10 protein-coding genes are annotated in these 16927 nt (G+C 63.8%); 4 read left to right on the forward strand and 6 right to left on the reverse strand.

Annotated features, from left to right (window positions below; all coding sequences use genetic code 11):
- Positions 1-16 precede the first annotated feature (16 nt).
- The 4 genes from nagA to HGK27_RS20730 all read right to left on the reverse strand — a co-directional run bounded on the left by nagA (position 17) and on the right by HGK27_RS20730 (position 5317).
- Positions 17-1177 (reverse strand): N-acetylglucosamine-6-phosphate deacetylase, encoded by a 1161-nt coding sequence (gene nagA, locus HGK27_RS20715; protein ID WP_206244726.1) that lies wholly within the window; start codon positions 1175-1177, stop codon positions 17-19.
- On the reverse strand, positions 1174-2229 hold the full coding sequence (locus tag HGK27_RS20720; protein ID WP_206244727.1) for an SIS domain-containing protein: 1056 nt from the start codon (positions 2227-2229) through the stop codon (positions 1174-1176). The genes nagA and HGK27_RS20720 overlap by 4 nt, the downstream gene beginning before the upstream one ends.
- Before the next feature lie 170 nt (positions 2230-2399).
- Positions 2400-3791: a family 43 glycosylhydrolase gene (locus tag HGK27_RS20725; RefSeq protein ID WP_241127682.1), complete on the reverse strand. Its 1392-nt coding sequence runs from the start codon at positions 3789-3791 to the stop codon at positions 2400-2402.
- Complete coding sequence (locus tag HGK27_RS20730; RefSeq protein ID WP_206244728.1) at positions 3791-5317, reverse strand: alpha-N-arabinofuranosidase; 1527 nt, start codon at positions 5315-5317, stop codon at positions 3791-3793. The genes HGK27_RS20725 and HGK27_RS20730 overlap by 1 nt, the downstream gene beginning before the upstream one ends.
- 383 nt (positions 5318-5700) lie before the next feature.
- On the opposite strand from HGK27_RS20730, the gene HGK27_RS20735 reads away from it, so the two are divergent.
- The 3 genes from HGK27_RS20735 (at position 5701) to HGK27_RS20745 (ending at position 11928) form a co-directional block, all read left to right on the forward strand.
- Positions 5701-8433, forward strand: coding sequence for a TonB-dependent receptor (locus HGK27_RS20735; RefSeq protein ID WP_206244729.1), 2733 nt, complete (start codon positions 5701-5703; stop codon positions 8431-8433).
- A 94-nt stretch (positions 8434-8527) separates the two neighbouring features.
- Complete coding sequence (locus HGK27_RS20740; protein ID WP_206244730.1) at positions 8528-10807, forward strand: alpha-N-acetylglucosaminidase; 2280 nt, start codon at positions 8528-8530, stop codon at positions 10805-10807.
- Positions 10804-11928, forward strand: coding sequence for an acyltransferase family protein (locus HGK27_RS20745; RefSeq protein ID WP_206244731.1), 1125 nt, complete (start codon positions 10804-10806; stop codon positions 11926-11928). The genes HGK27_RS20740 and HGK27_RS20745 overlap by 4 nt, the downstream gene beginning before the upstream one ends.
- Before the next feature lie 92 nt (positions 11929-12020).
- Here HGK27_RS20745 and HGK27_RS20750 read toward each other — a convergent pair whose 3' ends face one another.
- Together HGK27_RS20750 and HGK27_RS20755 are read right to left on the reverse strand one after the other, a co-directional pair.
- The gene (locus HGK27_RS20750; protein WP_241127685.1) at positions 12021-14678 is read right to left on the reverse strand and encodes a glycosyl hydrolase 115 family protein; all 2658 of its coding nucleotides are present in this window, start codon (positions 14676-14678) and stop codon (positions 12021-12023) included.
- 102 nt (positions 14679-14780) lie between these two features.
- Positions 14781-16343, reverse strand: coding sequence for a winged helix-turn-helix domain-containing protein (locus HGK27_RS20755; RefSeq protein ID WP_206244732.1), 1563 nt, complete (start codon positions 16341-16343; stop codon positions 14781-14783).
- A 209-nt stretch (positions 16344-16552) separates the two neighbouring features.
- Between HGK27_RS20755 and HGK27_RS20760 the strand changes: the two genes are divergently transcribed.
- Entirely contained in the window at positions 16553-16864 is a 312-nt protein-coding gene (locus HGK27_RS20760) for a UrcA family protein (protein ID WP_206244733.1), read from the forward strand.
- The last annotated feature ends 63 nt before the right edge of the window (positions 16865-16927 follow it).

Here is a 16927-nt window from a genome sequence, read left to right on the forward strand (position 1 = left end):
TCAGAAAGAGAAAGGCTCAGGCAGCGACGCGTTCGGCCGCAACCGGGCGCCCGCCAATCCATGTCTGCACGGCATTCAGCCCCGCGTCGAGCATCACGAAATCCGCCCGCTGCCCTGCCGCCAGCGTGCCCAGATCATGGCCGAGGCGCAAAAACTCCGCCGGCGTGGCCGAGGCCATGCGCGAGGCCGAGGCTACATCGCAGCCCGACAGCGCGACCATAGTGCGCACGGCGCCCGCCATATCCAGCCCGGAACCGGCCAGCGTGCCCGAAGCATCGGTGCAGATGCCGTCCTTCACAAAGATCTCGCGCCCATCGAGCAGGAAGGGTTTGCCGCCATTGCCCACGCCGGGCATGGCATCGGTGACCAGCATCAGCCGTTCAACACCCTTGGCTTTCAGCGCCAGCTTCAAGGCAGCGCCCGCCACATGCACGCCATCGGCGATGAGGCCGCAGAAGGTTTCATCGCTGGTCAGGGCGGCCCCCACCATACCCGGCGCGCGATGCAGCAACGGCGACATGGCGTTGTAGAGATGCGTCACCCCGCGCACGCCATGAGCAAAACCGTCCAGCGCCTGCTCAAGGCTGGCATCGGTGTGGCCTGCGCTCAGGATCACGCCTGCTGCGGCCAGACGCTCCAGATCGGCAGGATCGGCCAGTTCAGGGGCCAGAGTCAGCATCACCACGCCCTTGCGGGGGCGGGTGAGCAGTTCCATCACCTCTGGGTCGAGGCGGATCAGCCGCTCCTCCAGATGGATGCCCTTGCGCTTGGGGTTGATGAAAGGCCCCTCGATATGAGCGCCCAGCACGCCGGGGATGCCTGCCTCAATGGCCGCGTCCACCGCATCCAGCGCTTTGGCGATCACCACAGGGCGGTCGCTGATCAGCGTGGGCAGAAAGGCGGTGGTGCCATATTGGGCATGGGCCGCGCCGATGGCGGCGATCCCGGCCACCGTGGGCTCATCGTTGAACAGCACGCCGCCGCCGCCATTGACCTGCGTGTCGACAAAGCCGGGCAGCAGCCAGCCGCCGCCCAGATCGATGCGGTGATCGTCATCGGCGCCGACCGTGGCCGGGGTGATGGCGGCGATGCGGCCATCCTTCAACTCCAGCCTTGCGGCGGAGAGGATCTCTTGGCCGGCCAGAATATGGCCATTGTGCAGGAAAAGGCAGGTCATCGCGTGCGGGTTACCTTGGCAAGATAGGGCGGCTGGTCGGGGTTGTTGCCGCGTGCCAGCGACAGGGCATTGGCCATGCGATAGAAGCTGGCGATCATCAGCACCGGGGCGAGTTCGGCCCGTGCCGTCACGGCGGGCAGGCTGGTCACGCCGGGGCGCGTTGCCCCCGTGCTGTCGGCCAGCCAGACGCGGGCGCCGCGCGCGGCGAACTCCTCGCACAGGGCGCGGACATCATCGCCCGCCGCATCCTCTCCGGCAAAGGCGATGACCGGGAAGTCCTCACGCACCACCGCCATCGGGCCATGGCGCACCTCCGCCGAGCTGAAAGCCTCGGCATGCAGGCTGGAGGTTTCCTTGAGCTTCAGCGCCGCCTCCTGCGCCACCGCCAGACCAAAGCCGCGCGCGATGACAAACAGGCTGGAGGCCTCGACCAGCCCTGCCGCCAGCGGCGACCAGTCCAGCGTAAAGGCTTTATCCAATTGCGAGGGCAGCGCCCAGATCGCCTGCTCCAGCCCGGCATCCTCGCGCCAGGCGGCCACCAGCGCGGCAATCCCCGCCAGCGAGGTGATATAGCTCTTGGTGGCCGCGACCGAACGCTCCGGCCCGGCGCAGAGCGGCAGCACCACATCGGCAAGCTCCGCCAGCGGCGAGGCTTCATCATTGACCAGCGCCACCACCAGCGCGCCTGCTGCCTTCTGCCGCTCAACAGTGGCGAGCATGTCCGGGCTGCGGCCCGATTGCGAGATGGCAAGGCACAGGCTGCCCGCCGTGCCCGCCGGGGCATCATAGAGCGACACGGTGGAAAAGGCAGCCGAGACGGTGGGCACGCCCAGCCCCGTCTCGATCAGATATTTGGCATAGGTGGCGGCATGGTCGGACGAGCCCCGCGCGCAGGTGACCACCAGCGCGGGCGGCGTGGCGCGCAGGCGCTTGCCCAGATCGGCCAGTGTCTTGCGATTATGCGCCAGAAAGCGAGCCACGGCAGCGCCTGCCTCGGCAGCCTCGGCCTGCATCAGTGTGGAGGGCGCGCCAGCCCCGGTCGGACTGGTCATGGTTTCTGAGTTCACCTTGGGAATCCTGCACTGTGCCGGTGCTGGCCGACAGACAACAATAGGGGCCCGATCAGAGGCCTGCCACCGCGAGGAATGGCCATAAATGGTATTATCATTCCAGCCATATTCGCACAATGGTATTGCATATGTATTTTCTAAAAGGCAGATGCCTATTCGATCACCCACTCCCACAGGCCACCGGTCTGCCCGGGCTTTGTGTGCAGACGCAGATAGCGCGCCGTTACACCGTGAGTGACAAGGATCGGCGATCCGTGCTGCTCCTGCTCGGGGACGATCACCTGCCATTGGCGCCCATCCGGGGAGGCCTCCAGCGTGAAAGCCCAAGGCCTGTCGGCAAATTCCGGGCGCAGCAGACTGCGATGCAGCTTGCGAAGCTGCCCAAGATCGGCGGTCAGCATGCCATCGGGCCCCGGGCGCCAGAGCGTGGCGAAATTGTTATCCGCCGCCCGCTCAGGGCCATGGGCAGCATCCGCACCCTGCCCCGAAGCGCGCCACGGCAGCCCATGCTCACGCGAGGAGGGCCAACCCGCCACCGCCGCGCCGGTATGGGTGGGATGCACCCTGTCCAGCAGGCCGTCAGGGCGCACATGCAAACGATCCACCACCACCTGCCTGAGCGTTTCCGCGCGCGGGCCGGTCCAGGGCAGAGCCTGTCGGTGATAGAGGATATAGGTCTGCCCGCCGCTGCGGAAGATCGCATGATGGCCGGGGCTGACGATGTTTTGCGCGGCATCTGTGCTCAGGATCGGACTGTTGGGCGCCTCGGTGAAGGGGCCCATCGGCGTGGGGCCGGTGGCATAGCGCACCTGATAGGTGTCCGTGGTGGTGTTGCCCGCGCTGTAGGTCAGATAATAGCGCCCGGCCGCCTTGAAGAGGAATGGTGCCTCAAAATAATGCGCCGGGGTGACGTCGCGCGGCGGGCCGTCGAGATGGACCATATCGGGCGCCAGCCTGGCGATAAAGCAATGGCCGTTGACCCAATGCAGGCCCGAGCCCCAGGCCAGATAGGCCTGCCCATCGTCATCGATAAAGGCCTCGGCATCGATCATATGATAGCCGGGCATGGCATTGCCGGGGATCAGCGGCTTGCCGTGATTGGCATCGGCCCATGGCCCTGCCGGGCTTGGCGCACTGCCCACCCAGACCTCACTGCCCACCGAGACATACATCCACCAGCGCCCGTCCCGCCCCTTCACCACCGAGGGCGCCCAGACCATCGAGTCCCCCGATGTGGGGCTGGTGGCCGCCGCCTTGGTGGGCCATGCGGGTTGGGAGAAGCTCCAGTCGCGGCCATTGGCGGATTGCCACAGGCCGACATGATCGCCGCCCCAGGGATCGATGGTGGCGAAGATATACCAGCGGCCCTGATCCTGCACGATCGAGGGGTCCGCCGCATAGGCGGGCAGCAGCGGATTGCCTGCACCCGGCTGCGCCCATGCCGCATTGGGCGTTGGATCAGGCGCCGGATCGGGAGGGCTGGCCGCCATCAGCATCAGCCCGGCGATCAGCACTGCCGCCCTGCCCCCTGCAATCTTCCCCATCAGCGCAACTCCAGCATGACCACGGCCTTGGGCGGCAGTGTAGCGGTGAGCACACCGTTCTGCCACCGGGCGGCGGTGAAGCTCTGCGGGCGCACCGCGTCTGGCGCGTCCATGGTGTTATGCGCGTCCATCTTGTCTGCCGTGAGGATGCGGCCCGAGACCGTGCCCGGCGCCACGCCATCGATCTTCACCGTCACCTGAGAACCCTGCGCCGGATCGGCATTGACCAGCGCCACATGCACCACGCCCTGCGGATCGCGCACCGCCGAGGCGCTGATCGCGGCGAGACCATACTCACCGCGCCCATACCAGCGTGAATCGACCTCGACCGGCAGCACCGTGGCCCCCTGATAATCCTTGTAGAGATCGAAGGCCCAATAGGTGGGCGTGCGGACCATTTTCGCGCCATCGGTGAGGATCAGCGCCTGAAGCACATTGACCATCTGCGCGATGTTGGCCCCGCGCAGCCGCTCGGCATGGCGGGTGAAGATGTTGAAATTGAGCGCGGCAACCAGCGCATCGCGCAGGGAATTCTGCTGATAGAGGAAGCCCGGGTTGGTGCCCGGCTCATTCTTGTACCACGTGCCCCACTCATCCAGCAGCAAAGCCACGCGACGCTTGGGATCGTACTTGTCCATGATCTTGCCGTGGCGGGTCAGCAGCGTGTCGACGGCAACGGTCTTGGCCAGCACCTCGGCCCAGTCATGCTCATCGAAGCCGGTGGCGGGCTTCTTGTTCTCCCAGCCGCCGGGCACGGTGTAATAGTGCAGCGCCAGACCGTCGATCACATCGCCGGCCTTGGCCATCATGGTCTCGGTCCAGGCGTAATCCTCGCCGCTGGCGCCGCTGGCCACCTTCATCAACGGCACGCCTTCAGGCGTCTTGATAAAGGCGGCGTAGCGGCGGGTTTCCTGCGCCGCCGTCACGGCATCCATATTGCCGCCGCAGCCCCACAGCTCATTGCCGACGCCGAACATCGCCAGCTTCCACGGCGCCTTGCGGCCATTGGCGATCCGCTCCTGCGCCAGCGCCGAATCGGTGGGCGAGGTCATATACTCCACCCATGCCGCCATCTCGCGCGGAGGCGCCGAACCCAGATCGCCCGCCACATAGGCGTCAGCGCCGACCAGCTCGGAAAATTCCATGAATTCATGCGTGCCGACGGCGTTGCTTTCGGTCACACCGCCCCAATTGGTGTTGACGCGTTTGGGGCGTTTGGCGACGGGGCCGATGCCCTCACGCCAGTTGTATTCATCGGCAAAACAGCCGCCCGGCCAGCGCACCACCGGCACGCGGATCGCCTTGAGCGCATCGATCACATCGCGGCGGAAACCATGGATGTTGGGCACGCTGCTTTTCGGGCCGACCCAGATGCCGTCATAAACACCATGGCCAAGATGCTCGGCGAACTGGCCGAAGATGTGGGGATCGAGTCGCGCGCCGGGCCGGTCGGCATGGATGGCGACGGCAGCGTCCTGAGGCGCGGCGGCCGGGTCCGCGGCAAAAGCGGGTTCGGCAAAACCCATCGCGGTGCTCATCGCGACGGACGTCAGGACACTGAGGGCGCAAGCCATTTTCGTCAGCTTTTTCGGCAACTTCGTTTCTCCCCCGTGGCTTGTGTCGCCCATAGTCCCGCCCGGCGCATGCCCTGAGCCCGAGCAAGACATCACCTGATTCTTACAAGACCAATATAGGTCAACCACCCCATGGCTTTACCAGTCACCCTATGGCAATCACGGCATCTGGCAATACCAAAATGTTTGGTATCGTCTTGCAATGGCCTTGACACTGTCCTTTTTCTTCGTGACACTAATCCTACAAAACGAGTGCCGATCCAAGACGACGCCGTACCGGCAGGGGGCCGGACACAGGGAAATTTCGCCGTATTTCCATGCCATGAGGGGGTTTCATGTCAATCAATCAGGCTAATCTCGCCCAGAATTTGTCCAACCGTTTGAAGCTGGTTTTGCTGGCATCGGCCTGCACAGCCTCGCTGGGCCTGCCGGCTGGCGCCCGGGCCCAAACCGCAGCACCTGCCCCGACCACTGCATCCGATGCCGCGCCAGAAAACAACGCGCCCACCGATATCGTGGTCAGCGGCTTCCGCTCCAGCCTGAAATCGGCGATGGATGCCAAGCGCAACGATATCCGCATGTCGGACGGCATTTCGGCGGAAGACATCGGCAAGTTTCCGGCTGAAAACATCACCGAAGCCATTCAACGCATCGCCGGTGTGCAGATGTCGAACATCAATGGTCGCGGCTCGACAATCAGCATTCGTGGCCTTGGCGCGCAATATGCCCGCACCACCATCAATGGCCAGACCTTCGCCAGCGCCGACTTCAAGGATGGTTTTCGTTACGACATCATCCAGACCGATCTGGCCAATGCCATTCAGGTCTACAAGTCGCCCACGGCTGACATGGATACGGGCGGTCTTTCCGGCACGGTCAACATCGATACGATCCACCCGCTGGATTACAAGGGGCCGCATCTGACCCTGACCGCCAAGGGCTATGACAATCTCTATCGCGGCGCGGTGACGCCCAAGGTGGGTGCGGCCTATATCAACAGCTTCGCCGATGGCACGGTGGGCGTGATGCTCAACGTGGACTATCAGAAGCTGATGGATCGCGGCGATTACGTCTTCATCGACCGCTGGTACCACCCCGCCGACACCTCGATCGGCGCCTATGTGCCCAAGCGTTTCCGCTATCGCCGCATCGATCGCAACACCGAGCAGCTGATGGCCAGCGGCGCGCTGCAGTGGAAGCCCACCGACAATCTGGAAACGCTGTTCCAGGCGGAATTCTCACGCGATCACACCACCTACAACACGCAGCAGCTGGTCTATGCCTTTGGCGACAGCAGCAAGATCACGGCCAACAATATCGCCAATGGCGTGGCCAACAAGATCACCGTGGCCAGCGGCAGCACGCTGGACAACAACGATCAGTCCGAAAAGCGCGATCTGCAGACCCAGGCCTACACCGCCACGCTGAACTGGAAGCCCGATGGCTGGAAGATCCATGCTGCAGCACATTACACGGTGGGCACGGCGCATCTGTATGAATGGGCCAGCATTCTGGGCATGAACATCAATTCGCCCATCTCGCTGGACATCAGCAACCCGAGCAACATTTCCTTCACGCCGACCCAGAGCCTGACCGACGGCTCCTTCTACAACAACAAGTCAGCCTACAACTGGTACGCCTTCTATGATGGCGCCTATCACTTCCAGACGTCGAAGGAAGCCGCGCTTCAGCTCGACACCACCAAGGAGATCTACAACGCGCCGATCAAGTCTTTGGTCTTCGGCGTGAAGTATCACCACGAAAGCTTTGCCACCCAAGCCTATCGCCATGACCGCGACGCCGATCCCAGCGACACCACCACCTATCCCGAAATCAATTACATCCCCGACATGACCGGGGCGGGATCGACGCTGGTGACAAATTTCCTCGGCAACTCCATGTCGATCCCGCACAGCTTCCTGGAGGTGAACGCCCCGGTCTGGCAGTCGACGCTGGACTCGCATGGCATCAACGTGCCGGTCACCTATGATGCCAGCAACAGCTGGCGCGTGGATCGTTACATTCCGGCGGTCTATGCCATGGCCAATCTGGACACGCATGTCTTCGGCAAGACGCTGCGCGGCAACATCGGCGTGCGTTATGAACACACGCATCAGAACGTCACCGCCAACAGCGTGGACGGCAACGGCAACTTCCTGAACCGCACCAACACCATTCAGGATTATGGCAATGTGCTGCCCAGCGCCAGCTTCGCGCTGGATGTGACCAAGCATTTCGTCACCCGTCTGGCGCTGGCCAAGGTGCTGGTGCGCCCGCTGCTCAACAGCGATACGGTGATGGCCACATCGATCACCACCGGCACGGCCTCGGGCCGGCCCTATGTGGCGGTGGCCGGGGGTGAAGCGGCGCTCAAGCCGATGACCGCCAATCAGGCCGATCTCAGCCTTGAATATTACTATGGACGCGGCAACTCCTTCACCGTCGCCGGTTTCTACAAGGCGATCAAGAACGGCACCTACACCTCCTTCTACTGCCCCGGCAGCTACAATGGGGTGACGCTGGCGGGCGGATCCACCAATTGCACCTCGGCCAATGGCGGCACCGATTACAGCTTCAGCCAGGTGCTGAATGACTCCGAGGTGGTGCATATCCGCGGCGTCGAGGTGGCCTGGAGCCAGGGCTTCGACCAGTGGCTGCCCTTCAAGGGTGCGGGCGTCACCACCAACCTGACGGTCGTGGACCCGGACAACGTCACACTGGGCAATGGCTTCCACCTCCGCAACCTGTCAAAGCTGACCTGGAACCTGACGCCCTATTGGGAAAACGAGACCTTCAGCGTGCGCGTCTCGATCAACCATCGCAGCGCCTATGATCAGGACTATGCCGATAGCTTCTTCGCCGGTTATGGCGAGACGCATACGGTGCGTGCCCGCACGCAGGTCGATCTTGCGCTGGGCTATACGATGAACAAGCATATCAGCTTCACGGCGGGCGTCATCAACCTGAACAACAGCCATGAAGACGCCTATTACCAGAATTCCAGCACCTTCCAGATGGCGAGCCGGACGGGTCGCAACGTCTATGCCTCGGTAACGGGCAAGTTCTAACATCTACCCTGCCTGTGGCGGGTGGCCATGGCGCCACCCGCCACTTTTTGTTTATGAACGATACGGACGACAAGCGGGCGAGACGGCTGACACGATGACCAACCCTTCCTTGCCCTCGCTGGCTTTGGGCGCACTGCTGCTAAGCCCTGCCACCTTGCACGCCCAGCCCACCGCGGAAGCGCGTGCTGCTTTGGCCCGTCTGGGGGTGGATCAGCGGCAAATCACGCTGACCCTGCGCCCCGGCGCAAAGCCCAGCTATCATATCCGCATCCGCAATGGGCACGTAACGGCTGAAGGCAATTCCGAAGTCGCGCTGGTGCATGGCGTGACGCAGGTGCTGGAACGCCAGGGCCGTTTTTCGCTGAGCTGGGAGGGCAAGCGCGTCGCCCCCCTCACCCATCTGCCCGCCTATGACAGCGGCGAGGTGACATCGCCCTTCGATGTGCGGGCCTATCTCAACACCTGCACCTATGGCTACACCACGCCATGGTGGGGCTGGAACCGCTGGCAACAGGAAATCGACTGGATGGCCGCGCGTGGCGTCGATATGCCGCTGGCGATGGAGGGGCAGGAGTATGTCTGGCGCGCCCTGTGGCGCGAGAACGGCATGGCCGAAACCGATATCGCGCAAAGCCTGTCTGCCGCCCCCTTTCTGCCATGGCAGCGCATGGGCAATATGGCAGGCTATCGCGCGCCGCTTTCGCCCGCCTGGATCGAGAAGAAGCACCAGCTGCAAAAGCAGATCTTGGGCCGCATGCGCGCACTGGGCATGACGCCGATCCTGCCCGCTTTTGCCGGATATGTGCCGGAAGCCTTCGCCAAGGCCCATCCCAAGGCCCGGATCTACACGATGCGGGCATGGGAAGGCTTTGCCCCGACCTATTGGCTTGATCCTTCCGATCCGCTGTTTTCCCAATTGGCGAAGCGCTTTATCGAACTCTACAACCAGACCTATGGCGCGGGCGATTACTACCTCGCCGATGCCTTCAACGAGATGATCCCGCCCATCGCCGAGGATGGCTCGGATGCGGCCAACGCTCATTACGGCGATGCCATCGCCAACACCGCCTCGGTGGAGAGCCCCGCCGCCCGGGCTGCTGCCCTGCCGCCTGCGGTGCGCGATGCGCGCCTTGCCGCCTATGGCCAGCGGCTGTTTTCCTCGATCACCGCTGCGGCCCCCAAGGCGACATGGGTGATGCAAGGCTGGCTCTTCGGCGCCGACAAGGCCTTCTGGACGCCCGAGGCCGTTGCCGCCTTCCTCAGCCGCGTGCCGAGTGACCGGATGCTGCTGCTGGACATCGGCAATGACCGTTATCCCGGGATCTGGAAGACCACGCAGGCCTTCAACGGCAAACGCTGGATCTATGGCTATGTCCATAATTACGGCGGCAGCAATCCGGCCTATGGCGATCCGGACTTCTACCGGCAGGACATCGCCGCCACGCTGAGCGATCCCGGCAAGGGGCAACTGGCAGGCTTCGGCCTGTTCCCCGAAGGGCTGCACAGCAACAGCATCGTCTACAGCTATGCCTATGATCTGGCCTGGGGCGAGCCCAAACGCCCGCTGGCCGACTGGCTGAAGGATTACACGCGCGCGCGCTATGGCGCGACGTCGCCCGCACTGGTGGCGGCATGGCAGCAGGCCATCGGGGGCACCTATCGCACCCGTTACTGGAGCCCGCGCTGGTGGCAGGAGCGGGCGGGCGCCTATTTGTTCTTCAAGCGCCCCACGCTGGCCGGAGCGGACTATCCCGCCGCACCGGGTGATCCGGAAGCCCTGCGCAAGGGGATCGAAGCGATGCTGGCTGCTGCTTCGGCCAAGCCCGCGCCTTTGCTGACCTATGATCTGGTCGACCTCACCCGCCATTACGCCAGCCTGAGGCTGGATGACCAGTTGAAGGCTGCACTTGCTGCCTATCGCGCAGGCGATGTGGCCGGGGGCGACAAAGCCCGCGCCGCCATGGAGCAACTGGCCCGGCAGATCGACCACCTTGCGGGCAACCAGCAGGAAACGCTGGGCAGCTGGATCGCTGACGCTCAGGCGCAGGGCGATACGCCCGCCGAGAAGCGCCATTTCGCTCAGGACGCCAAAGCGGTGGTCACCATCTGGGGCGGCGAAGGGCATCTTTCGGACTATGCCTCCCGCGCCTGGCAGGGGCTCTATGCCGGTTACTATCTGCCGCGCTGGCAGATGCTGCTCTCCGCCCAGCGTGAGGCTGCTGTGGCCCATCGCCCGCTGGATGAAAAAGCCATGCAGGCCAGCATCAAGCAATGGGAACAGGCATGGGTGGCGGACGGCAAGCTCTGGCCTCGCCAGCGCCCCGCCACGCCTGAGGCCGACATCCGCCAGATCCTGAATGAGACGCGCCCATGAACCCGCCTGCCAAGCCACAGCGTTTCGCCTCGCTCGATATCTTTCGCGGCATCACCATCTTTCTGATGATCTTGGTGAACACCGCCGGGCCGGGCGCGCCCGCCTATACCGAGCTGGTGCATGCCAAATGGTTCGGCTTTACGCTGGCCGATGCGATCTTTCCCAGCTTCCTCTTCGCCATGGGCAATGCGATGAGCTTTGCGATGAGGAAGCCCATCGATACCGGTCCTTATCTCACAAGGCTGGCGCGGCGCGGCGCGATCATCTTCCTGCTGGGCTATCTGATGTATTGGTATCCCTTTGTGGCGCACACCGCCGAGGGTTGGGCGTTCAAGCCCTTTTCCCTCACCCGCGTGCCCGGCGTGCTGCAAAGGATCGCCCTGTGCTATGTGGCCGCTGGCCTGCTGGTGCGCTGGCTCGACTGGCGCTGGCTGCCGGGCGCCTGCGCGGCACTGCTGCTGGGCTATTGGCTGATCCTCCTGAACGCCAGCCTGCCGGGCATGGCCTTCGACAAATTCGGCAATGCAGGCACAAGGCTCGACCTCTTCCTGCTGGGCCCGGGCCATCTTTACAAGAAGGATGGCGGCTTCGATCCTGAAGGCCTGCTGGGCACGCTGCCCGCCATTGTCAATGTGCTGGCCGGCTACCTGACCGGGCTGGCGATCCAGCGCGGCAGCGATCTCACCCGCCTGCTGCGCCGCATGTCGGCCTTGGGCGTGGCGCTGATCGGCCTTGCCCTGCTGTGGAGCCCATGGTTCCCCATCGCCAAGAAGCTCTGGACCGGACCCTATGTGCTGCTGACGGTCGGCATCGACCTGATCGCTCTGGCCGCCATTGTGATGCTGGTCGATGTGTGGAAGCTGGCCACCGGCCAGCGCTTCTTCACCATTCTGGGCCGCAATCCGCTGGCGATCTATCTCTTTTCCGAACTCTTCGTCACCACGCTGAACATGGTGCCGGTGGGCGATGACGGCGGGATCTACGACTGGCTGGGCATCGCCGTGTTCCAGTCCATTGCGCCGGGGCCTTTGGGCTCGCTGCTCTGCGTCTTTGCCTATACGATGGCCTGCTGGGCGGTGGGCTGGGCGATGGACCGCAAAGGCCTGATCCTGAAGGCCTGATCGCTGTTGCCTGCATAACATCACCAGCGCTGATCCAAGGTTTGATGGATCAACGCCGGCCATCAAGTCAGGGCTCGCGGCTTACATCCCGCTCATTTTGCCGGAAGCATCAGGCGGTCAACAGCCACACCCGTGCTCACCGCGCGAATTTCAACGCGATGATGCCCCTGCGCAACCCGCAGACCCGTCGGGATCGTCAGCATATTGTCCAGCACACCCTGAGCCCAACCGCTTGCATTCGCCGAGGTCCGATGGCTCGCTTCGGTCACGCGATGAACAAGGACAGGTTTAACCGGCCCGCCATCGATGGAGACCGCAATCTCCAGAGCGCCATTGTTCGTATCCGCGTAGAAAGGCAGCAGGCCCACATTGAGAGGGCGCGGCGCCCCGGCAGGCACAGTCACCTCAAGCGCCAGACTGGCGCCAGTCTGTGAGGCCATCATCGAGCCATCGCCACGTCCCAGACTTTCGATGAAACGCCATCCCCTGGCGCCACGCGCCGTCTCGGCCTCGACAATCACAACATCGTCGCTGGGCGGCGCGACATTGAGCGCCTCCAGAAACACGGACGCGCTTCCGCTGCGGATCGCCGGGCCCGGCACGCCCCCGCTGTTCTTCGGTTCGGCCAGCACCTTGTCGAAAAACGGCTTGGGATCGCCGCGCAGCGAAACCGCGGGCACAGCAAAAGGGCTCGTGCGGAAAATACGCCACTGCGTATCAGCCGGTTCCACAGCCATGATATTACGCCATTTTCCGCCAGCGATCTCATTGTTGAACCTGCTGGTCAGGGCCGCAAGATCCGCATCCGCCGCCGCAGCAGCCCCGGCGGCGGAGCTGGCCATCGCCGGATCTTCATCCTTGAGATCGTCATAGCGATCCGCCGCCACGGCCCGGACATTGATCGCCGAAGAGGCCCGCACCGGGTAATCGACAAGCTCGAAATAGGCATCGCCAAGCGAGGCGGGAATGCCCTGCGCCGCATCGCGCGACATCGTGACAAGCCGGTCGAAGCGACGCAGGCGGGCATCGGCCTGCGCATGGGTCAACAAGGTCGGTTTGACATGATCGGTGATCGCGGGCCAGCCGACATGCTCGGGCCTGGTTTCATAATTCAGCCGGTAATATTGATCGAGCACCGAGGCCACGGCTTTGGCATTGCCCTCACCAAAGGTATGACCGGCCCAATCGGTAAGGAAGTCATTCTGGCTGCGGTTGCGCCAGCGGTCGATGTCCCATGCCATGTCCATGAACAGGCTGGTGCCGATCTCTCCGGGCTTGATGTCGCCGACATTGACGATCCAGACCTTGCGCGCTCCATGATCATAGGCGCGCGTCATCTCTTCCTTGATCAGGGCCGGCGGCGTGCTGTTCAGCCAGAGATAGGCCAACGGCGTGCCGAGATAGGAGATATGGTAATAGACCCCCGCCCCGCCCGAACGCGCCTGTTCACTGGCATTCGCGAATTGGCGAATATAGCCGTAATTGTCATCCGGCCAGATGATCGTCACATCATCCGGAATCTTGAGCCCGGCGCGGTAGATATCCAGCACCTCCTTATAGGGCACGAAGACCTGATGCGCGCCTTGCAATGTCGGGCTGATATGCTTTTGCAGCAGGCCGCGTTCGTCGGCGATGATCATGTTGAGCAGATTGATCCGCTCGGCATCGGTACTGGCCCCCACCATCGAGGAATCGTGAATGCCCCGCATACCCAGCGTCCAAAGGCTCTCATACTTCGCATTGCTGGTGACACGCTCTTCCCAATATTTGCGCACGCCTTCAGGATTGATCGCGTAATTGAAGGCCTCGGGCTTGTCCTTCCATTCCCCCAGATTGTTGCGCAACATCGGCTCGGCATGGGAAGAGCCCATGACGATACCATATTCGTCAGCCAGCCGGGCGTTTTCGGGGTCGAGGTTGAAGGGCTGGCTGGTCTTGTGCATGGCAGGCCACAGCGTGTTGGCCCGCAGGCGCAGCAGCAATTCGAAGACCTTGCGATAAGTCTTGGGGCCGATGTTGCCATAGGCAGGGTCAAAAGTTCTGGAGGCCCATGGGAAAAGCCCCCAATCCTCATCATTGATAAAGATACCGCGATATTGCACCGAAGGCGGCCCGAACCTGCGGAGACCCGCATTCACGAACAGCGCCGGGTGAGGCTGAGGCGTCACATCGGCCCACCATGTCCAGGGCGACACGCCTGCGGATTGCGAAATCTCATAGGTCCCGTAAGCGGTTCCGCGCCGATCGCTGCCGATCACCACCAGCGCCTTGTCCACCCCCGCGACGGGCCTGTCGATACTTGTGATCAGGAAGCTTTCCCAGGCCCCCTTCAGCGTGCCGACATCGATCTTCTTCTCTGCGACGATCCGGTCGATGATGGCGCTTTTGCCCAAAGTTCCCACGATGATCGCCACTTTGGTGCCCGCCGCCGGGGTTTCGGCAATCATGGGGGCCACGCCGGTGATGACCTTGATATCGCCAGCCAGATCCTCGACGGCATGGCCCACCACAGCCGCATCGCCCGGGTCCCGGATGATGGGGGCGGCCTGCCCCTGCTCAACAATGGCAAAACCCTTGCCCGGCTGCGAAAAGGAGATGATCGGCGCGTCAGCCTGCGCAGCCAAGCCCTGACCGGGCGCCATGGCCAGCCCGCCAATCGCGCCCCCGAGCGTCAGCCCCAGCCACAAGACTCGCATGCCACCGGCCTTCTGACGGTGAAGAAAGGCGCTGGCCTGGCATGGGTCGAACATGATGGATGCCCCCTCCCGATGGGCGAATGTCTTGAGGCAGCTGTCATAGGTTGAGCCCCATGCGTTTTGCAATCATGGGTGCCTGCAAGACTGATCTTGCAGCTATCCGACTCCACCGGCAATCGCGAAATCGGGATGTTTGGCACTTTTTTGCCAATAATCGCTCAGCCCGGTGGTCTGGAAGATCGGGATAAGCCGGGGATCGACACGCAGCGCGGCCATCGGCGGCAACCAGAACAGCCATGTCGGGCGATCCCAGCGCTGGATATAGGTGCCCTGCTCCTTGGTATAGGCCTGATCCTTCACATCGAAGCCACGATCGAAATACAGCGCCTCAAGCACCTTGAAGGCCTCATCCAGCCGACCGACCGCCGCAAAGAAGCGCACCGCCCCTGTCGCAATGCCAACGGCCTGGCCGGCCCGTTCCCGAAACAGGGATGAGGCCTTGTCGATGTCAGCGCGCGACCGCGACATCAGGGCGCGCGTTTCCGCCGCCGCCAGATCGAAATCCCAGTCAGGCAGGCCGACAGGACGGTGGTCCTCATCCTCGATCATCGCCAGAGCCGCCGCCCCGCGCCCGGAATAGGCCAGCATCATCTGCCGCTGGAACCACACGGTCGTGTGGCGCGGCCATTGCTGGAAGGCGCGCTCGATCGCGCCATCGGCCTCGTCCAGCCGCCCCAGACACCAGCTGCTGAGCGCGACAGCCGTGTGAAGCCAGGGCCAGGCCGGATTGCTGGCCAGCAATCCCCGCGCCAGCCCGCTCAGATCCCGGATGCGCCCGACATTCGAAAGCAGATCGATGGTCAGAATGCCGATGCCGACCTCGCCGGGATGGCGCATCAGCACCGGCTGGCAGGCCCGCTCATAGGCCAGCCAGTTGCGGTATTTGGGTACCAGCGTGGCGAGCGTGGCCTGAGCATCGCCATTGTCGGGATCGAGCCGCAGCGCGGTTTGGGCGGCATCGCGGGCGCGCTGGGCGTCAAGGCTGGCCTCCTGCCCGTGCGACAGGCCATCGAGCCAGCGCCACGCCAGCGCCAGACAACCCCATGGCGCAGCCGCCTTCGGAGCAAGCTGGGCCGCCTGACGAAACGCCGCGACGGCCACCGCCAGATGATCCGGCGTCATCAGGCGCAAAGCCTCGATCCCGCGCTCCATCGCCTCGCGGGCCGGGGCGGGCATATCGGATCGGCCATAGCGCCACCAGCCTGCTCCGGCCAAAGCCAGCCCACCGGCACCCATGCCCGCCAGCACCGCGCGGCGCGGGAAGGGTAAGGCCGCGCGTTCAGAGGGCTGCGCGGCACTCTCAGCCGGCCCATCCGTGTGAGCGCCCTCCTCGATCAGCCGATAGCCGATGCGGGTGATCGTCTCGATACGGAACGAACCCTGCCCTGTCCCCTCGGCGACCCGGCGCAGGCGCGACAGGACACGGTTGATCGCATCCTCGCCCACCACGCGCCCTTCCCAGCAGCGCAGGGTGAGATCCTCACGGCGCACGATCTGCCCGCGTGCTTCGGCCAGCGCCAGCAAAACCTGCATGACCCGCGGTTCGACCACCTCCTCCACGCCATCATCGCGGCGGATCAGGCGCAGCGCGGGGGTCAGCGTCAGGCGGCCCAGACGCGCAGGAGGGGCCAGTCCCAGATCGATCTGCCCGCTTTGCATGCTCGCCCCCGCCCTGCCGCAACGCCCCGTTCTAGCACGGCCCAGGGCGGGCGAACATCGGCGGAGCGACCTTCCGGCTGAAAAATCAGGCGATGATCAGCGGTTCATCAGGCTTTCATCAGCTCCTCATCCTCCCGAATTGGCCGGTTGGCGAGGAGGATAGGGCTGTCGGCGCGATGGGTGCCCCGACCGTGACTGGAGACATCGCCATGATTTTCCGCATCTTTGCCACGCTGTCGCTCGCCGTTGCCACCCCTGCTCTGGCCACGGCGCCTGAAAGCATGACGCGCGCCGTGCATGTCAGCGATCTCGACCTTTCCACGCCAAGCGGCGCGCGCATGCTTCAGCATCGTGTGGCCGCAGCGCTGGAAGCGGTCTGCGGTTCCTATGAGGGCACCCAGTCCAGCGGCGGCGCTCAGGAGGCCGATGCGATCACGCAATGCCGCCTGCAAGCCCGCACGCAAATCGGCCAGCGCCTCGCGGCCCTGATGACGAAGAATCAGCTGTCATCCGCACGCTGAATACGGCCAGCGGTCGGTGGGAAATGCGCCCGCCACAATCGACAAGGCCGACACATCGACGGG

Source organism: Novosphingobium terrae, from assembly GCF_017163935.1.
Classification (GTDB): domain Bacteria; phylum Pseudomonadota; class Alphaproteobacteria; order Sphingomonadales; family Sphingomonadaceae; genus Novosphingobium; species Novosphingobium terrae.

What these genes read in the sequence shown, in the direction of transcription:
- nagA (WP_206244726.1), bottom strand. Translation starts at nt 1,177, where the DNA reads ATGACCTGCCTTTTCCTGCACAATGGCCATATTCTGGCCGGCCAAGAG.
- HGK27_RS20720 (WP_206244727.1), bottom strand. Translation starts at nt 2,229, where the DNA reads ATGACCAGTCCGACCGGGGCTGGCGCGCCCTCCACACTGATGCAGGCC.
- HGK27_RS20725 (WP_241127682.1), bottom strand. Translation starts at nt 3,791, where the DNA reads ATGGGGAAGATTGCAGGGGGCAGGGCGGCAGTGCTGATCGCCGGGCTG.
- HGK27_RS20730 (WP_206244728.1), bottom strand. Translation starts at nt 5,317, where the DNA reads ATGGGTTTTGCCGAACCCGCTTTTGCCGCGGACCCGGCCGCCGCGCCT.
- HGK27_RS20735 (WP_206244729.1), top strand. Translation starts at nt 5,701, where the DNA reads ATGTCAATCAATCAGGCTAATCTCGCCCAGAATTTGTCCAACCGTTTG.
- HGK27_RS20740 (WP_206244730.1), top strand. Translation starts at nt 8,528, where the DNA reads ATGACCAACCCTTCCTTGCCCTCGCTGGCTTTGGGCGCACTGCTGCTA.
- HGK27_RS20745 (WP_206244731.1), top strand. Translation starts at nt 10,804, where the DNA reads ATGAACCCGCCTGCCAAGCCACAGCGTTTCGCCTCGCTCGATATCTTT.
- HGK27_RS20750 (WP_241127685.1), bottom strand. Translation starts at nt 14,678, where the DNA reads ATGTTCGACCCATGCCAGGCCAGCGCCTTTCTTCACCGTCAGAAGGCC.
- HGK27_RS20755 (WP_206244732.1), bottom strand. Translation starts at nt 16,343, where the DNA reads ATGCAAAGCGGGCAGATCGATCTGGGACTGGCCCCTCCTGCGCGTCTG.
- HGK27_RS20760 (WP_206244733.1), top strand. Translation starts at nt 16,553, where the DNA reads ATGATTTTCCGCATCTTTGCCACGCTGTCGCTCGCCGTTGCCACCCCT.